This is a genomic window from Flavobacterium frigidum (assembly GCF_048286735.1).
GTDB lineage: Bacteria > Bacteroidota > Bacteroidia > Flavobacteriales > Flavobacteriaceae > Flavobacterium.
On record NZ_JBLVPU010000002.1, the window covers coordinates 199,120 to 215,000 of the forward strand.

Sequence of the window (15,881 nt, forward strand, 5' to 3'; positions counted from 1 at the left end):
TCACAATACTCGTTAAGGCTTACAAGCAAAATATACAACTAATGGATTATTACATAGTTATACCCGCTCATAATGAAGAGCAATTTATTGCATTAACTTTGGATTCTTTAATATCTCAGACGCTTTTGCCTAAAAAAGTGGTGATTGTCAATGATAATTCTACAGATAAAACAGCCGAAATAGTTTTGGCTTATGCCAAAAATCATCCTTTTATCACTTTAGTTGAAAAAAAATCAAGCGCCATACATTTGCCAGGAAGCAAAGTTATTCAAGCTTTTAACACAGGACTTGAATCAGTAGATGCAAACTATGATGTAATCATGAAGGCAGATGCCGATTTAATTTTTCCCCTAAATTATCTGGAAACTATCAACAAGCATTTTCAATCAGATGTTCGCATTGGTATGGCAGGTGGATTTTGTTATATCGAAAAAAATAGCGAGTGGATTCTTGAAAACTTAACCGACAAAGATCACATTCGCGGCGCCTTAAAAGCATACCGAAAAGAAACATTCCAACAAATAGGTGGCTTAAAAGCTCAAATGGGCTGGGATACCGTTGACGAACTACTCTGTAAATTCTATAATTGGAAAGTGGTCACTGATGCTACTTTGCAAGTAAAGCACTTGAAACCTACAGGAGCAAATTACAACAAAACCGCGCGTTACAAACAAGGCGAAGCGTTTTACACTTTGGGATACGGATTTATAATCACAGCTATTGCTTCGGCAAAATTAGCCCTAATGAAGAAAAAACCTTTGCTTTTTTTAGACTACATCAACGGTTTTTGGAAAGCGAAAGCCGCCAGAACTCCATTGTTGGTAACTGAAAAACAAGCTAAATTTATTCGAAATTACCGTCTGAAGAAAATGAAAGAAAAAATTTTCTAACTAAACTAATAACACAAGAAGCCTAACTCCTAACTAATTTTGTAAATTAGCCCATAATCACAACACTATGATGCTCATTCGATATATTACGCAAATAGGAAGATACTTCCTTATGCTAAAAGAAATTTTCAACAAACAGACCAAATGGTCCGTTATGAGAAATCTAATTTTTAAAGAAATTGATGATTTGGTGATTGGTTCCCTAGGTATTGTAGCCTTCATTTCGTTCTTTGTTGGGGGTGTTGTCGCGATACAAACTGCACTAAACTTGACCAATCCATTAATTCCGAAATACCTCATTGGTTTTGCTACAAGACAATCCGTGATCTTAGAATTTGCTCCTACTTTCATTTCAGTAATTATGGCCGGAAAAATGGGCTCTTTTATAACCTCTAGTATCGGTACAATGCGCGTTACAGAGCAAATTGATGCACTAGAAGTGATGGGTGTCAATTCTCTAAATTATCTTGTGTTTCCTAAAATAATAGCGCTATTGTTGTATCCGTTCCTAATTGGAATCGCAATGTTTCTAGGTGTACTTGGTGGTTGGATGGCCGGTGTGTATGGTGGATTTACCTCAAGTGAAGAATTTATAAATGGAGCACAACTAGATTTTATTCCCTTTCATATCGTTTATGCTTTTCTTAAAACATTGATTTTTGCCATGTTGCTAGCAACCATACCTTCATTTCATGGCTACTACATGAAAGGTGGCGCACTCGAAGTAGGTCGTGCCAGTACCGTCTCTTTTGTTTGGACCTCTGTTACCATCATACTTTTCAATTATATATTAACGCAATTGCTATTAGGATCATGATAGAAGTAAAAAATATAGAAAAATCATTTGGTGGCATTAAAATTCTGAAAGGAGTTTCTACTGTTTTTGAAACAGGCAAAACAAATTTGATTATTGGACAAAGTGGATCTGGAAAAACGGTGTTGCTAAAAAGTCTTTTGGGAATACATACTCCGGAATCAGGACAAATATGTTTTGATGGGCGCGTTTACTCTGAGCTAAATCCAGATGAAAAACGAGATTTACGAACTGAAATCGGCATGGTATTTCAAGGAAGTGCTTTGTTTGACTCCATGACAGTTGCTGAGAACGTGGGTTTTCCTTTAAAAATGTTTACCAAAGACAACAATTCAAAAATTCAAGAACGTGTTGACTTCGTATTAAAAAGAGTCAATTTGACAGATGCACATAAAAAATTACCTTCAGAAATTTCAGGAGGAATGCAAAAAAGGGTTGCGATTGCACGCGCGATTGTAAACAATCCAAAATACTTATTTTGCGATGAACCAAACTCTGGTTTAGACCCAAATACCGCAATATTAATTGATAATTTAATTAGAGAAATCACCGAAGAATATAATATCACAACGGTCATAAATACACATGATATGAACTCTGTGATGGAAATTGGAGAGAAAATTCTATTCTTAAAAGATGGCTTAAAAGCGTGGGAAGGAAACAAAGAAGAAATTTTCAGAACCGATAATGAAGCCGTTGTAGCCTTTGTTTATTCTTCCAATTTATTCAAAAAAGTACGAGAAGCGTATTTGAAAGAGTAACGCTAACTCGATTTCAACAACTCAACCTCAGCATTAGGATTGAATAAATAGGTTTTTCCAGAACTCATTTCCAGACATTCAAAACGTTTGGTTCTTACGGCTATTTTCTTGAAAATTTTTCCGTTTTTAATTCGGAAAACACTTCCATACGGAATTTCAAAAACATAATTTTTATCATTTTGATTATCGTACTGTTTCAGGGCCAATGCCAAAGTTGTATCGGTATCGCTGGTAGCACTTGGATTTCTAAAATGTCTTGCTAGCAAGGGTAATAAATGATTAGGATAAATTTCTGGCCGAATGTATGGTACCATCAATTGCTGAAAAGTATGTTTCCATTCATGACCATGCGGCTTAATATTGCGACCATATTTCTCAAAAGCTACTAGATGCGCAATTTCATGAATAAGAGTCATAAGGAACCTATATTTATTTAAGCTCCCATTAACTGTTATTTCATGTTTACCACTTAATCCTTTCCTATAATCGCCATGACGTGTAGCGCGTTCATTCACAATTTTTAAATGAACACCATGTGCCACAATCAATTCAAATGCAGGTTTGACAGCGTGATCAGGAAGAAATTTAGCAAGCGTTTCGATCAAAATAATTCAGAATTACGGATTTGTTGAAGAAACTTGCAACACTTTCCCATTAAAGTATTTGTTTCCAGTTAAAGTAAAATCATAAATATAATTTGCCATTTCACTCGCTGATATAGGCGCTTGATAGCCTGGAAAAGCTTCTTCCAGCATTTCGGTTTGCACGGAACCCAATGCCAAAACATTAAAAGAAATGCCACTCTCTTTGTATTCCTCAGCTAATAATTCTGACAAGGTGATTACAGCTCCTTTACTCGAACTATATGCTGCTAATCCAGCAAATTTTAAACTTCCTTGAATGCCTCCCATAGAACTTATAGTCACAACATGACTCCCTTTTTGCAAGTACGGCAAACAAACTCGTGTTAAATTAGCAACTCCAAAAACATTGACTTTGTAAATGCTTTCGAAATCCTCCTGAGTGGTTTCTAGAAAAGGTTTCAACAATAAACTTCCCGCATTATGGATAACTGCATCAACTTGTTTCCAGGACTTAGCCAGAAACTCATCTACTTTATTCAACTCCGATTCATTTGATAAATCTACCGAAAGACAGCTAATGTTTTCATTACTTAATAAAGCTTGTGGAATGTTTCTAGAAATGGCCAATACTTGATGACCAGCTTTCGCAAACTGCAACGCCAATTCAAACCCAATTCCTCTACTAGTTCCAGTAATAATAATATTTTTCATGACACAAAAATAAACAAAAACAACATAAAAAGTACTGCTTCGCATCAAGATTATTGGACCTTCAATATTAAAAAAATCAAGTTAATTTCGCTATTTTTGAATTAGATATTATACTCTAAACTATTTCAAGATGACAGAAAACGTAACATTCGAAATTGCTCAAATCAACGACATTAACGGGGTATTGGCCTTGCAAGAATTATATCTTGTTGCAAATCTAACTGAGGTCGAAAAAACTGCTGGATTTGTAACCACGCCATTTACAATACCACAACTGCATGAAGTTATTCAAAAACAAGAATTGTTTGTTGCCAAGGACGTCAACAAAATCATTGGGTACATTTTTGCAGGAAGTTGGGATTTTTTTAAGCAGTGGCCCATTTTTGATTACATGAGTACAGTACTTCCCGAATTAAAATTTCTAGAATTTAACATTACGCTGACTAATAGTTTTCAGTACGGACCAATTTGCATTCATAAAGAATATCGCGGAAATGGATTGATAAAGCCACTTTTTGAATTAATGAGAATACACATGCTCAAAAAATATTCGCTAGCTGTGACTTTTATTAATAAAAGCAATATCCCTTCGACAAAAGCACATACCGAAAAACTAAAGTGGACTATTATTAGTGACTTTCAATTCAATAATAATTCCTATTTTATCCTAGCTTACGAAATGAACAGTGCCGTTTCTTAAAGGCTATTTAAAGCAAAATGGTTTCTAGTGTTGATAACAAGTTTTTCTGTGACTTTATTTGCAACTTCAATAGTTTTATCAACTCTCACTATCGTTTGAATAATTTACGATGATAGCAGAAAACTAAAAAAATCAGGAAAAAAAATACAAATACTTTTTTTAAGATAAATGAGGTTTGTATTTTATAGTAGGGACAGCTAAACTTTTATACGATAGTTTTAGTTCGATAATATTTTTTATACACTTTAACCATCTGAATCAGACCTAAGGCTACAAAAAACAAAGGAATAACGACAGGTATGACATATTTAGAAAAGCTTGTAGTGTTTTGAGACAAGACGTTTAGAATCAAAACTAAACTTAGCATACCTGTAAATGTACCTATCAAAGTCCCTACAATATAAAACAGTTTCAACTTACCTTCAATCGAAATATAATTCCCATTCATCAAATAGAGATTCCAACCAGTCCAGAATGGTACTTGTAAAAAATTAATTGCGCTTAAAAAAAAACCGATTAAAAACGGAGAATAGGAAGCATATTTTTCTAAAATTCCTTCTTCAGCCATTGTTTGATTAGAGCTAGCGAAAAAAGAATAGCCTATTATAAAGAGAAAGAAAATAGCAAAAAAATCAATGATTTTCATTAATTTTTTGTTGCTAACCAATTGTTTTGCGAAAATCAACGTGAAATAAATGACAAACATTTCTACAAATACAACACCCAATAAAAATAAAATCAAATTACTTAATCCTAGTTTTGCATATATTTCGAAACCAATTACATTTAAATAACCTAACGGTATAGAACCAATAAAGCTCACTAAAAAACCAATAAAAATGTTTTTTATAGCTTTCATAATTTTAGAAATTTACAATTTTATTGCTCTGCACTAGGTGCATTCTATACTCTTTCATTCCATCCTTATGCGATAAATAAGTAGCGCCATTTTTATGGTTGGCCACACTTATTTCATACATGTACGCAATGTGACGCGCGAGTTCTTTCCAGGCAAAAAACAGTGAATGTTTAGGGTCATAAATATGTGTGGGTTCACTTGCAGCGCCATTTAGCTCAACAATAGAAAAATTAATCCCTTGCTCTAATTCCTCGATAGTATTGTACATGACGTCTAATCTGCCGAAATAAAAACCTGGGATTTGCAAACACATTTCATTAATGGTTTGCGTCAATTTTGGAGTTATCCAATGACTTCCATCAATGAATTTTGCTCCTCGAGCATGATTCCCGTACGGCACTAAATTTAATTGTTCGCCTTTTGGGAGAATTTCAAACAACTTTGCACCATATTCTTGTTTCAAAACCTTTAATTGCATTTCGTATCGCGGATTTTCTTTGATTAATTCCTCTACGGTCGAAAATCCGTTTCCAGTAATAATCAGAAATTCTTTGGAAACAATCCCTGTAATTCTGCCTACTTTTTCATGAGGATACCGCACATAAAAGATTCCAACTTCATTCTTGTACGGAATTAAATCCTGCACTACATAATTGAAATTTGCTTTTTCAGCATATTCTTTTAAATCCTGAACAGTGTTAATTTTTTTGACTCCAGATCCTCGCAGTCCAATATCTGGTTTAGCTATCAAGGGGTATTTTATTTTTGATCCTTGAATCGTATTTAAAATTTCTTCCAGAGCAGTTCCTTCCTGTATTAACTCCGTTTTAGGATAATACCGTTGCGGTATCAAATCATAGATTTCTTTTTTGGACTCCATCATAAAACCTCCATTTTTTATAGTGGGATTAGAAGCATTAAAGAAAAAAATAGACTTTGCTTTGATCGAATAATAGGACCACAAAAAATAAATAGGAATATATACAATCTGGAAAGGCCAATATTCCCAGTGAGTAATTTTATGAAAAAATAGTTTCAAAATGTATTTTTTAAACTGTGATAAATGAAGTCGAAAAATCTTGTTGGGCAATCAAATCATAGTGCAAGATACTCACTTTGTTTTCCTTCATAACGGCTTGAGTGATACTTAAGGTTTTCATTTCGTTATTTCTATTGATAACTAAGCCATTTTCATCGTTCCCTTCTTCGGTATAGCGATGAAAATCATACATTTTCGACTCTGAAATTTCATAATTCTGATCCATAAAGGTATGGAACCAACTTGCACGTTTTTCCCGAATTGCTGCTGGATATAATGTCGCTGAAGACCAAATATGATTTTCATTTACATCCAAGGCAACAGTCTCTTTCTCTTTTCCGTTCCAGCGCAATTGAAAAAGCGCGTTGTTTTGAAATAAAACTAAAGTAAAAGGTTCTATGCTTTCCAAATCAATTTCATTCCAGAAATCCTTTGGAGATGCGCTGCTGATCATTTCTAAAACAATCAAGCCACGGCTTTTTCGATACGGAAATTGTACTTCATGCTTTTCATCAGCACCATTTAAAAGTACCAAAATTACTCCGTCAGCATTAGCAACAAACCACGTCCCTCCTGCTTTTGGATCTTTGGGAAAAATAAGATTTTTTCCATTTACGGTATAACTTCTTGGTGGTATTGCACTTGGTCTTAGTGTTTTTTCGTCCCGATTTGAAGTAATGATAATAGTATCATTCGATTGTACAAAACTTACTGTGCACATTGATTTCTATATTCTATGGTAGATCTGGCTACGCCAAAATTAGGATCAATTGTCACTGTTTCACATTGTAATATTGCAACCTTTATTAGCGCTTGATGATGTATACAATGTTCTAAATTATAAAGTAACTCTCTAAAATAGTTGCTTTCAATACGAATTTCCTCGCCATCAATAATTTGTAACAACTCGATATTTTTATTTTCTTTTTCTAAATTTTGTTGAATTGACACTATATTTTGAATTGCAAATTCAGTGTCAGTTTGAATCACAATATTACGTTTTCTTTTGTCATAATTAACAACACCTAAATCATATTGATTTTCAAGACATTGAAACATCTCAATAATATGCCTAGTATGCTCACCAATAGTTGCATTACTCAGTTCCGTACAAGAATTAGAATATTCTTTTTGTGACAATTGATTCAGCAAATCAATCAGTTCATTTAAACTATTATTAATAGAAGGTATTAGCATATTTAAGTTTTAATTCAGTAAATTCATAACTTTAGCTCTATCTTTAAAAACTAAAGCAATACAGCAAAGAAAAGCAATTAACGCCAAAATAAAAAGCGTCCCGCCATCATTTTTCACTTCAATTCCAAGCACAAACAGATGAGCAAAAATCGCACCAACCAGGATGCCGCATCCCATTATGGCGCCAAACAACGTGGTTCTAGGTATTAAAATCAAAATCGCCGTAATCAACTCCGCAATTCCTGTACCAATTCTACCATAAGGTTCAATACCTAAAGCAGAAAAAATATATACTGATTCTTCGCTAGCCGTAAATTTGAAGTACAGCGTTTGTACTAAAATCACAGCCACAACGAGTCTTATTATCCATGAAAAAACAACTGATTTCATGATTTCTTTTTTATTTAACTATTTTATTCCAATTTGAATCGGCTTTCATCATCAATCCAGATTCATTTTTGTTCCAAATTTTCAATGTATTATTAAAGAAAGCATTGTAAAACAGATACAACTTCCCATTAATAATTTTATAAGTTTCGGGATTTACAGACACTTTTTCATTAGAATCGCCCATTGCAAAAGCACACCAACCTCCATACTGGGGCTCGAATTTTGAAGGATCCTTTAAGAAATATTCTTTATTACCTGGCATCGAAAAATAATAAACCACGCCTTCATACGTTGCAATTATTTCTTTCCTGCCTTTAAGGGCTTTTCCTTGTTTGAAATAAGCCACGGGATCATATCCTTGAATAGCCACATTTTTTTCTAGATTAAAATGAGTCATTCGTTTGCTGTCCTTTTGCGCAAAGCCAGAAAGTGTAAACAATACAAATACAACAAACAGTAACTTTTTCATGATTATTTATGTAAAGATTTTGCAACAGCAATCAACAAATCATTTGAAATTCTATTTTTAAAATTTGGTGCGATGTGTTCAAATTCAATTTCAGTATTTACATTTAAAAGAAACACTGCCGGTACGGGCAAAAAAGAATTATTCACGCCATCAGAACCTTTAACAATTATAGCCTTATAATTTTCAGGAGCTTGAAAAGCAATACCCACGGATTTCGATAATTCGCCTGTACTGTCTGACAATAATAAATAATTTAGTTTTTCTTTATCATTCGTAACCTTCAAGCTTGCTGGAGCATCAGGACTTATTGCAATAATTTGATATCCCAATTCTAGTAATTCTTTTTCGGCTTCAGCCAAAGCTGCTAAATGAGCATTACAGTAAGGGCACCAACCACCACGGTAAAAAACTAAAACTGTTTTTTTCTTACTGATTAGTTCCGTTAAATCAACATCTGTATTTTCTACAGATTTCAAAGTGACATTAGGGATTTTTTCACCAATAAGTAACGGAGCGATTTCTGTCGCTAGTTTCGGTAAATTATTTTGGGCATGAGCAGAGAATCCAATTGCCATTAATGCCAGACAAATTATTTTTTTCATAGAGTTACATTTTGAAGTTGTAAAACTACAGTGCTATTTCGAAATGATTTGTCGGCTATGTTACAGTTCTAGTAAAATAATTATAATTTACTGATGTCCGTTATTATTATTTCTTTCCTACTGTAAATAATAGTGCCATTCGTTTCCATTTCATTCAGCAAATGGGTAGCGGTCTGTCTAGAAGTGCATATGATTTGCGCAATGTCGTTTTGGGTCAGGTAATTTTCAATAACAACTTTATTCCCTACTCTTTCGCCCTCTTTTTCAGCCCAATCTTTTAGGAACTGAAACAATCTGGTTTTGGCATCTTTAGAAATCAGATTAGCATAACTGTTCTTAATGCGTTTCATCTTGAGACCTACAAACTTTGTGTAGGACAATGCCAGACTTGGATTTCTTAGTAATAAATCTTCAAAATCCGACATTAGAAAACTACAAATAGCAACATCATCGGAAAGCACTTTTGCATATTCATTGACTTGGCTGTCTGCCTCCAGAGTCAATTCTCCAAATAAATCTCCTTTTTGAATAATATCCTTTATAGTTTCGTTTCCATCTTCATCAACTGCAACAATCTTTATATTCCCTTTTTTAAGCAAAAAAATTCTTGGCAAATCTGATGAAGAAAAATAAATAATTTCGCCTTTCTGCGCTTTTTTAAAACCAGTAATAATACACAATTGTCTAATTTGTCCAAAACTCAACGTTCTAAACAATTTGTGATCGCGCAAATACCAATATTTTAAATCTTCGTACATAAAAATATATTTTAGTAAATGTATTAAAAAAAAGCCCTTTCTAACCGAAATTAGAAAGGGCTTAAACAGCTATTTTATTCTTTTTACGAAACCAAACCTCTTGAAATCACGATACGTTGAATCTCTGAAGTTCCTTCATATATCTGCGTAATCTTAGAATCACGCATCATACGTTCTACATGATATTCAGCAACATAACCGTTGCCTCCATGAATTTGAACCGCTTCATTAGCTACCTCAAGAGCAATTTCTGAAGCATATAATTTTGCCATTGCACCAGAGTGCGCAATATCTTTACCTTCATCTTTTTCACAAGCAGCTTTCATTACTAATAATTTTGCAGCTGTAACTTTTACATACATATCCGCTAATTTAAAGGCAATAGCTTGATGATTGAAAATCTCTTTTCCAAATGCTTTTCTTTCTTTTGAATATTTCAAAGCTATTTCATAAGCTCCTGTTGCGATTCCTAATGCCTGAGATGCAATTCCGATTCTACCGCCGTTTAATACGTTCATGGCAAAAGCAAACCCAAAACCATCCTCACCTATCCTGTTTTCTTTCGGAACCTTTACATCGGTAAACATAAGTGAATGTGTATCACTACCACGAATTCCCATTTTCTTTTCTTTTGGTCCAATATCAAAACCAGCCCAACCTTTTTCAACTATAAAAGCATTAATACCCTTATGTCCTTTTTCAACATCTGTTTGCGCAATTACTAAATAGGTTGATGCAGTACTTCCATTTGTAATCCAGTTTTTGGTACCATTTAATAAATAATGGTCGCCTTTATCAATTGCAGTTGTTTTTTGAGAAGTAGCATCACTTCCTGCTTCTGGCTCAGACAAACAAAATGCACCTATTACTTCACCTTTAGCCAGAGGCACAAGGTATTTCATTTTTTGTTCTTCTGAACAATATTTCTCCATCCCAGCACAAACTAGTGAGTTGTTTACAGACATAATCACTGCCGCAGACGCATCAATTTTAGCAATTTCGGTCATTGCAAGCACGTAAGAAATACTGTCTAGACCTGACCCACCGTATTTAGGATCTACCATCATACCCATAAAGCCTAATTCAGCCATCATTTTTACTTGCTCCGTAGGAAATTTTGAATGTTCATCCCGTTCAATAACGCCCGGTAATAATTCTGCTACAGCAAAATCTTTAGCGGCTTGCTGAATCATTAAATGCTCTTCAGTTAGATTAAAATCCATATTTTTGTTCTAGATTAATTGTTCTTAAATTTGTCCACAAAAGTAATTATTAAATACCAGATTTCAAACGTTTTCGTAATTTTAGCCTATGTTTAAAGAAAAGTATAAAGTAATAGGAGTTATGTCTGGAACTTCGCTTGACGGAGTTGATTTGGCATACATTGATTTTACCATACAAAATAATAAATGGGGATTTGAAATCTTACAATCTGAAACTGTACCCTACACTGCTGACTGGTTAAACAAATTGAAAATAGCAGTATCTTTTAATAATACTGCACTGGAAAAACTGAATCAAGACTACACACAATATTTAGGATCGATTATTATAAGTTTTATCAAAAAACACAACATAAAAAACCTTGACGCAGTTTGCTCGCACGGACACACTGTTTTACACCAACCTCAAAAAGGTCTTACCCTGCAAATTGGTAACTTGGCAGAAATATCTACTGAAATAGAACAAACAGTAGTTTGTGATTTTCGAGTTCAAGATGTTCAACTTGGTGGCCAGGGTGCTCCTTTGGTGCCTATTGGTGATCAAATTTTATTTCCACAATACGATTATTGTATGAATTTAGGTGGCTTTTCTAATGTTTCCTTTGAGCAGAATGGCAACCGAATAGCCTTTGACATTTCGCCAGTGAATACCGTTTTAAATTTTTATGCCAATCAATTGGATTTGGATTATGATGATAAGGGCGCACTCGCGAGAACAGGAACCTGCAATCACTCCTTGCTAAATGAATTAAACAGAGTCAAGTTCTACCATAGAAAACATCCAAAATCACTTGGATTCGAATTTGTAAAGGAAACCATCTTTCCTATAATGAATAGCTATTCTTTACCTATTGTAGACTTTTTAAATACATTCGCAGAACATGTAGCCATGCAGATTGCAATGGCTTTACCTACCAAAAACGCAACTCTTTTTATTACAGGTGGTGGCGCTTACAATGATTTTCTTATCGAAAGAATACAATTTCACTTACCTGAAATAAAAATCACAATTCCGCCTGCTGAAATTTTAGAATTCAAGGAAGCGTTGATTTTTGCATTACTTGGTGTGTTGAAATTAAGACAAGAAATAAATATTCTGAGCAGTGTAACAGGTGCTTCAAAGGACCACAGCTCTGGTTTTATTTATCAAAATAGATATATTTCTTACTAAATTTGAGTATTTGATCAATTGAAACATAAATTTCATGGCTTATTTATGAAATCCCTATTTTTATTACTACAACTGATTTAAAATTGTTCAGTACCTTTGGTACATAATTAACCCCAAAAATATCTTTTTATGAAAAACCTACTATCAGTAATCATCCTTGCATTACTATTACAATTCAGCAACGCTACTGCACAACAAAACTTTGTAGTTAACGGTGTACAAGTTCCAAGAACATTAGAGTTTAAAGGAAAAACGTTGGCATTGAACGGCTTAGGAGAGCGCTCAAAATTTTTTACAGATCTTTATGTTCAAGCTTTATACTTAACGAAATATTCATCAGATGCAAAGCAAATTTTAGACAGTGAAACCGAAATGGCAATCACATTGCATATTACTTCCTCTTTAATTAGCTCTAAAAAGCTATCAAAAGCTTTAGTAAAAGGCATGGAAAAATCCGTAGGTACAGAGGGAATGTTAAAATTTAACAAAGAAATCACTGAACTTGAAGCATTATTAAGTGTTGAGAACACTAAAATTGGGGACATATATGAATTAACTTTCAATTCTCTTGATGAATCACTTTGGATTACAAAAAACAAAATCTACAAAGGGAATATTAAAGGCATTGAATTTAAAAAGGCTTTTTTCGGAATTTGGTTGTCAGACAATCCAGTTGATAAGGATTTAAAAGATGCTTTATTAGGCAAATAATTAGGAAAACAATCTTCTTATAAATTTTTAAAACAATAAACATTTCACACAATTCCTTTTTTTATATTTGCCAAAAATAAACATATCGCAACAAATGAAAGATTTATTAAATAAATTCGAAAATAAAGAGCCTGAAATAGTTTTCCATTGGAAAGATGCCGAAACAGAAGCCGAAGGTTGGACTGTGATCAATTCACTGCGAGGTGGTGCTGCTGGTGGAGGAACTCGAATGAGAAAAGGGTTGGATATGAATGAAGTTTTGTCATTGGCAAAGACCATGGAAGTCAAATTTTCTGTTTCTGGTCCCGCAATAGGTGGCGCTAAATCTGGAATTAATTTTGACCCAAATGATCCAAGAAAAAAAGGTGTTTTGCAACGTTGGTACAAAGCCGTTTCTCCATTATTAAAAAGTTATTATGGAACTGGTGGTGATTTAAATGTTGATGAAATCCACGAGGTTATTCCGATGACTGAAGAATGTGGTGTATGGCATCCTCAAGAAGGTGTATTTAACGGACACTTCAAACCTACAGAAGCTGATAAAATAAATAGAATTGGACAATTGCGTCAAGGTGTAGTAAAAGTGATTGAAAATCCAAAATTCTCTCCTGATGTTGCAAAAAAGTATACAGTAGCCGATATGATTACTGGTTATGGCGTTGCCGAAGCAGTTCGTAATTATTATGCTATTTATGGCGGTGATGTAAAAGGAAAAAAGGCAATCGTACAAGGTTTTGGTAACGTAGGATCTGCTGCTGCTTTTTACTTAGCCGAAATGGGTGCACAGGTAATTGGCATCATCGATCGTGATGGTGGTTTGATTAATGAAAATGGATTCTCATTTGAAGAAATAAGAGCTTTGTTTCTAGCAAAAGACGGAAACAAATTAGTTGCCGAGAACATGATTCCGTTTGAAGAAATCAATCAAAGAATATGGTCTATTGGCGCTGAAATATTTACGCCTTGCGCTGCTTCTAGATTAGTAACACAATCCCAAATAGACAGTTTAATTGCCAACGGACTTGAAGTTATTTCTTGTGGCGCCAATGTTCCGTTCGCTGATAAAGAAATTTTCTTTGGACCAATAATGGAAGACGTAGATCACAAAGTGAGTTTAATTCCTGACTTTATATCAAACTGTGGTATGGCGCGCGTTTTTGCCTACTTCATGGAAAAGAAAGTACAAATGACTGATGAGGCTATTTTCTTAGACACCTCTGAAATTATCAAAAAAGCAATCGAAAGAGCGTATCAATTAAATCCAAGTAAAACAAACATTAGCGCAACTGCTTTTGAAATTGCACTGAAGCAATTGACTTAATTTAAAAATTACTCTTAATAAGAACCGCATAAGGGATTTAGCAGATGTAACAATCTTCTAGATCCCTTTCTTATTTTTGATAGTTTCTCAAGCCCTTCTTTTTTATAATCCCAATGTCGCTTTTTACTCTAAACAATTTTTAGTACTTTTCAACGTTTTTTAGTAATAGACTTTTTTAAAATTTAAAATACAAATGAGTTCCACCATTTCATCAGACCAAAAGAAATCATTAGTCTTTACCATTCTTTTGTATGCGACAATGTTGTTAATTTTATTTTTCATACGATTTTGGCCACCCGCAAACATCGATCAACTTGCTGGCGGAGGTGGCGGAGGTGGTGTTACAGTAAACTTTGGAGATAGTGACTTGGGTTCGGGTGCGAATTACAAAAGCGAAGTGTTAGAGGTAAAGAACCAAACTAAGCAAATTCCAACAAAATCAATTCCCGAAGAAGCTATTTTATCACAAGAAAACAGTACCGAAGAAAGCGTTGTAATTCCGATTAAAGAAAAAACCAAAAAACCTACGGTTGTTATCAAACCAGAAACTAAACCGGTTGTGGTAAAACCTAAAGTTTCGAGTAATACCAATGATGCTTTATCCAGTATCTTAAAAGGCTCTAATAAAGGTGGCGATGGAGATGACAAAGCAGCAGGAAACAAAGGAAAAGCTAACGGAAGCTTGAGCTCTAATGGCTATTACGGAACAGGTGGTTCTGGCGGCGGAAACGGCACTGGAACCGGAGTAGGAACCGGTAGCGGATATGGATCTGGAAGTGGTGGCGGTTCAGGAAGTGGTTCAGGAGGAGGAATTGGTTATTCATTAGGAAACCGAAAAGCAGTATCTAAACCAGCCCCAAAATACACTTGTAACGAACAAGGAAAAGTAGTAGTAGAAGTTTCAGTAGATCGTAACGGGAGAACTACTAATGCGATAGCAGGAATAAAAGGAACTACTAATACTGCCAGTTGCTTGCTAGAACAAGCGAAAATTGCAGCGATGAATACGAGATGGGATGCCAGCAGCGATGCTCCTGAAAAACAAGTTGGCAAAATTGTTTATAATTTCAATTTGAATTAATGTGTTAACACCTATTTACAGGTAATAATGACACTTTTCAACACCTACGTGAATTTGCGTGAGGGATAGAAGCAAGTACCGAAGTACTGCGAATAGCCCGACTAGAATAAAAAAAGGGGCCAATCACTATAAAGTTGATTAGCCCCTTTTATTTATTGTGGTCACGCCCAAAAATAGAATGCGTTAAAAACTTATAATCTCATTTATTTCGGACTCGTTGCAATCACAAACTTAAGATTGTTCTTCACTCCTATTTGTAGTACATCTACCAGATCTTGTACTTGCAAATTAAATGGAATTCTCACAATAACTGTCTGGTCTTTTGCTGAATCCATTTTTGACATTAGTGTAGTCTCGAGTTCTTCGAATGAAACAGGTTGTTTATCGATATAAAATTTTTTGTCCTCAGTAACGGATAAACTGATGTATTGCTTGTTTGTTTTTTCATTTGATTGCGCTTTAGGCAGCGTCATCTTGATCACATTTGGATTGGCCAACGTTGATATGATTAAGAAAAACAATAACAAGAAAAACATAATGTCACTTAATGAAGAAGTCGCGACCTCGGCATGAAATCTTCTTTTTCGTTTTATAGACATA

20 protein-coding genes are annotated in these 15,881 nt (G+C 34.3%); 8 read left to right on the forward strand and 12 right to left on the reverse strand.

Features of this window, described 5'->3' with window-relative positions; genetic code table 11:
- Nucleotides 1-41 precede the first annotated feature (41 nt).
- The 3 genes from ACNQGO_RS02415 to ACNQGO_RS02425 all read left to right on the forward strand — a co-directional run bounded on the left by ACNQGO_RS02415 (nt 42) and on the right by ACNQGO_RS02425 (nt 2,465).
- Nucleotides 42-890, forward strand: coding sequence for a glycosyltransferase family 2 protein (locus ACNQGO_RS02415; protein ID WP_417984037.1), 849 nt, complete (start codon nt 42-44; stop codon nt 888-890).
- 67 nt (nt 891-957) lie between these two features.
- Nucleotides 958-1,707, forward strand: coding sequence for an MlaE family ABC transporter permease (locus ACNQGO_RS02420; protein WP_417943968.1), 750 nt, complete (start codon nt 958-960; stop codon nt 1,705-1,707).
- A complete protein-coding gene (locus tag ACNQGO_RS02425; RefSeq protein ID WP_417984038.1) occupies nt 1,704-2,465 on the forward strand; it encodes an ABC transporter ATP-binding protein in 762 nt (253 codons plus the stop codon). The genes ACNQGO_RS02420 and ACNQGO_RS02425 overlap by 4 nt, the downstream gene beginning before the upstream one ends.
- A 2-nt stretch (nt 2,466-2,467) precedes the next feature.
- Here the strand turns inward: ACNQGO_RS02425 and ACNQGO_RS02430 are convergent, their stop codons facing one another.
- Complete coding sequence (locus ACNQGO_RS02430; protein WP_417984039.1) at nt 2,468-3,070, reverse strand: SprT-like domain-containing protein; 603 nt, start codon at nt 3,068-3,070, stop codon at nt 2,468-2,470.
- Between the two features lie 12 nt (nt 3,071-3,082).
- A complete protein-coding gene (locus ACNQGO_RS02435) occupies nt 3,083-3,760 on the reverse strand; it encodes an SDR family NAD(P)-dependent oxidoreductase (RefSeq protein ID WP_417984040.1) in 678 nt (225 codons plus the stop codon).
- 130 nt (nt 3,761-3,890) lie between these two features.
- On the opposite strand from ACNQGO_RS02435, the gene ACNQGO_RS02440 reads away from it, so the two are divergent.
- Nucleotides 3,891-4,460: a GNAT family acetyltransferase gene (locus tag ACNQGO_RS02440; RefSeq protein ID WP_417984041.1), complete on the forward strand. Its 570-nt coding sequence runs from the start codon at nt 3,891-3,893 to the stop codon at nt 4,458-4,460.
- A 205-nt stretch (nt 4,461-4,665) separates the two neighbouring features.
- Here ACNQGO_RS02440 and ACNQGO_RS02445 read toward each other — a convergent pair whose 3' ends face one another.
- The 9 genes from ACNQGO_RS02445 to ACNQGO_RS02485 form a co-directional block, all read right to left on the reverse strand.
- Entirely contained in the window at nt 4,666-5,319 is a 654-nt protein-coding gene (locus tag ACNQGO_RS02445) for a hypothetical protein (RefSeq protein WP_417984042.1), read from the reverse strand.
- Between the two features lie 4 nt (nt 5,320-5,323).
- Complete coding sequence (locus ACNQGO_RS02450) at nt 5,324-6,358, reverse strand: D-alanine--D-alanine ligase (protein ID WP_417984043.1); 1,035 nt, start codon at nt 6,356-6,358, stop codon at nt 5,324-5,326.
- Nucleotides 6,359-6,368: 10 nt separating this feature from the next.
- Complete coding sequence (locus ACNQGO_RS02455) at nt 6,369-7,079, reverse strand: NRDE family protein (RefSeq protein WP_417984044.1); 711 nt, start codon at nt 7,077-7,079, stop codon at nt 6,369-6,371.
- A complete protein-coding gene (locus ACNQGO_RS02460; RefSeq protein WP_417984045.1) occupies nt 7,067-7,555 on the reverse strand; it encodes a DinB family protein in 489 nt (162 codons plus the stop codon). The genes ACNQGO_RS02455 and ACNQGO_RS02460 overlap by 13 nt, the downstream gene beginning before the upstream one ends.
- Nucleotides 7,556-7,564: 9 nt before the next feature.
- The gene (locus ACNQGO_RS02465) at nt 7,565-7,945 is read right to left on the reverse strand and encodes a DoxX family protein (protein ID WP_417984046.1); all 381 of its coding nucleotides are present in this window, start codon (nt 7,943-7,945) and stop codon (nt 7,565-7,567) included.
- Between the two features lie 10 nt (nt 7,946-7,955).
- Nucleotides 7,956-8,414 carry a YHS domain-containing (seleno)protein gene (locus tag ACNQGO_RS02470; protein WP_417969062.1) on the reverse strand — a complete coding sequence of 153 codons (459 nt, stop codon included), beginning with the start codon at nt 8,412-8,414 and terminating at the stop codon, nt 7,956-7,958.
- Nucleotides 8,415-8,416: 2 nt separating this feature from the next.
- A complete protein-coding gene (locus ACNQGO_RS02475; protein WP_417984047.1) occupies nt 8,417-9,016 on the reverse strand; it encodes a peroxiredoxin-like family protein in 600 nt (199 codons plus the stop codon).
- A gap of 80 nt (nt 9,017-9,096) precedes the next feature.
- Nucleotides 9,097-9,774 carry a Crp/Fnr family transcriptional regulator gene (locus tag ACNQGO_RS02480; RefSeq protein ID WP_417984048.1) on the reverse strand — a complete coding sequence of 226 codons (678 nt, stop codon included), beginning with the start codon at nt 9,772-9,774 and terminating at the stop codon, nt 9,097-9,099.
- Between the two features lie 83 nt (nt 9,775-9,857).
- Nucleotides 9,858-10,997: an acyl-CoA dehydrogenase family protein gene (locus ACNQGO_RS02485; RefSeq protein WP_417969059.1), complete on the reverse strand. Its 1,140-nt coding sequence runs from the start codon at nt 10,995-10,997 to the stop codon at nt 9,858-9,860.
- Between the two features lie 88 nt (nt 10,998-11,085).
- On the opposite strand from ACNQGO_RS02485, the gene ACNQGO_RS02490 reads away from it, so the two are divergent.
- The 4 genes from ACNQGO_RS02490 to ACNQGO_RS02505 all read left to right on the forward strand — a co-directional run bounded on the left by ACNQGO_RS02490 (nt 11,086) and on the right by ACNQGO_RS02505 (nt 15,281).
- A complete protein-coding gene (locus ACNQGO_RS02490) occupies nt 11,086-12,168 on the forward strand; it encodes an anhydro-N-acetylmuramic acid kinase (protein ID WP_417969058.1) in 1,083 nt (360 codons plus the stop codon).
- A 129-nt stretch (nt 12,169-12,297) separates the two neighbouring features.
- Entirely contained in the window at nt 12,298-12,879 is a 582-nt protein-coding gene (locus tag ACNQGO_RS02495; protein WP_417969057.1) for a chalcone isomerase family protein, read from the forward strand.
- Between the two features lie 94 nt (nt 12,880-12,973).
- On the forward strand, nt 12,974-14,200 hold the full coding sequence (locus ACNQGO_RS02500; RefSeq protein WP_417943951.1) for a Glu/Leu/Phe/Val dehydrogenase dimerization domain-containing protein: 1,227 nt from the start codon (nt 12,974-12,976) through the stop codon (nt 14,198-14,200).
- 193 nt (nt 14,201-14,393) lie between these two features.
- Nucleotides 14,394-15,281 (forward strand): energy transducer TonB, encoded by an 888-nt coding sequence (locus ACNQGO_RS02505; protein WP_417969056.1) that lies wholly within the window; start codon nt 14,394-14,396, stop codon nt 15,279-15,281.
- A gap of 203 nt (nt 15,282-15,484) precedes the next feature.
- Here ACNQGO_RS02505 and ACNQGO_RS02510 read toward each other — a convergent pair whose 3' ends face one another.
- Nucleotides 15,485-15,880: an ExbD/TolR family protein gene (locus tag ACNQGO_RS02510; protein WP_196853583.1), complete on the reverse strand. Its 396-nt coding sequence runs from the start codon at nt 15,878-15,880 to the stop codon at nt 15,485-15,487.
- Nucleotide 15,881 lies beyond the last annotated feature (1 nt).

Bases quoted from the DNA above. Each gene is read 5' to 3' on its own strand.
- ACNQGO_RS02415 (WP_417984037.1), top strand. From the start codon at position 42: ATGGATTATTACATAGTTATACCCGCTCATAATGAAGAGCAATTTATT.
- ACNQGO_RS02420 (WP_417943968.1), top strand. From the start codon at position 958: ATGATGCTCATTCGATATATTACGCAAATAGGAAGATACTTCCTTATG.
- ACNQGO_RS02425 (WP_417984038.1), top strand. From the start codon at position 1,704: ATGATAGAAGTAAAAAATATAGAAAAATCATTTGGTGGCATTAAAATT.
- ACNQGO_RS02435 (WP_417984040.1), bottom strand. From the start codon at position 3,760: ATGAAAAATATTATTATTACTGGAACTAGTAGAGGAATTGGGTTTGAA.
- ACNQGO_RS02440 (WP_417984041.1), top strand. From the start codon at position 3,891: ATGACAGAAAACGTAACATTCGAAATTGCTCAAATCAACGACATTAAC.
- ACNQGO_RS02445 (WP_417984042.1), bottom strand. From the start codon at position 5,319: ATGAAAGCTATAAAAAACATTTTTATTGGTTTTTTAGTGAGCTTTATT.
- ACNQGO_RS02455 (WP_417984044.1), bottom strand. From the start codon at position 7,079: ATGTGCACAGTAAGTTTTGTACAATCGAATGATACTATTATCATTACT.
- ACNQGO_RS02460 (WP_417984045.1), bottom strand. From the start codon at position 7,555: ATGCTAATACCTTCTATTAATAATAGTTTAAATGAACTGATTGATTTG.
- ACNQGO_RS02465 (WP_417984046.1), bottom strand. From the start codon at position 7,945: ATGAAATCAGTTGTTTTTTCATGGATAATAAGACTCGTTGTGGCTGTG.
- ACNQGO_RS02470 (WP_417969062.1), bottom strand. From the start codon at position 8,414: ATGAAAAAGTTACTGTTTGTTGTATTTGTATTGTTTACACTTTCTGGC.
- ACNQGO_RS02475 (WP_417984047.1), bottom strand. From the start codon at position 9,016: ATGAAAAAAATAATTTGTCTGGCATTAATGGCAATTGGATTCTCTGCT.
- ACNQGO_RS02480 (WP_417984048.1), bottom strand. From the start codon at position 9,774: ATGTACGAAGATTTAAAATATTGGTATTTGCGCGATCACAAATTGTTT.
- ACNQGO_RS02485 (WP_417969059.1), bottom strand. From the start codon at position 10,997: ATGGATTTTAATCTAACTGAAGAGCATTTAATGATTCAGCAAGCCGCT.
- ACNQGO_RS02490 (WP_417969058.1), top strand. From the start codon at position 11,086: ATGTTTAAAGAAAAGTATAAAGTAATAGGAGTTATGTCTGGAACTTCG.
- ACNQGO_RS02495 (WP_417969057.1), top strand. From the start codon at position 12,298: ATGAAAAACCTACTATCAGTAATCATCCTTGCATTACTATTACAATTC.
- ACNQGO_RS02500 (WP_417943951.1), top strand. From the start codon at position 12,974: ATGAAAGATTTATTAAATAAATTCGAAAATAAAGAGCCTGAAATAGTT.
- ACNQGO_RS02505 (WP_417969056.1), top strand. From the start codon at position 14,394: ATGAGTTCCACCATTTCATCAGACCAAAAGAAATCATTAGTCTTTACC.
- ACNQGO_RS02510 (WP_196853583.1), bottom strand. From the start codon at position 15,880: ATGTCTATAAAACGAAAAAGAAGATTTCATGCCGAGGTCGCGACTTCT.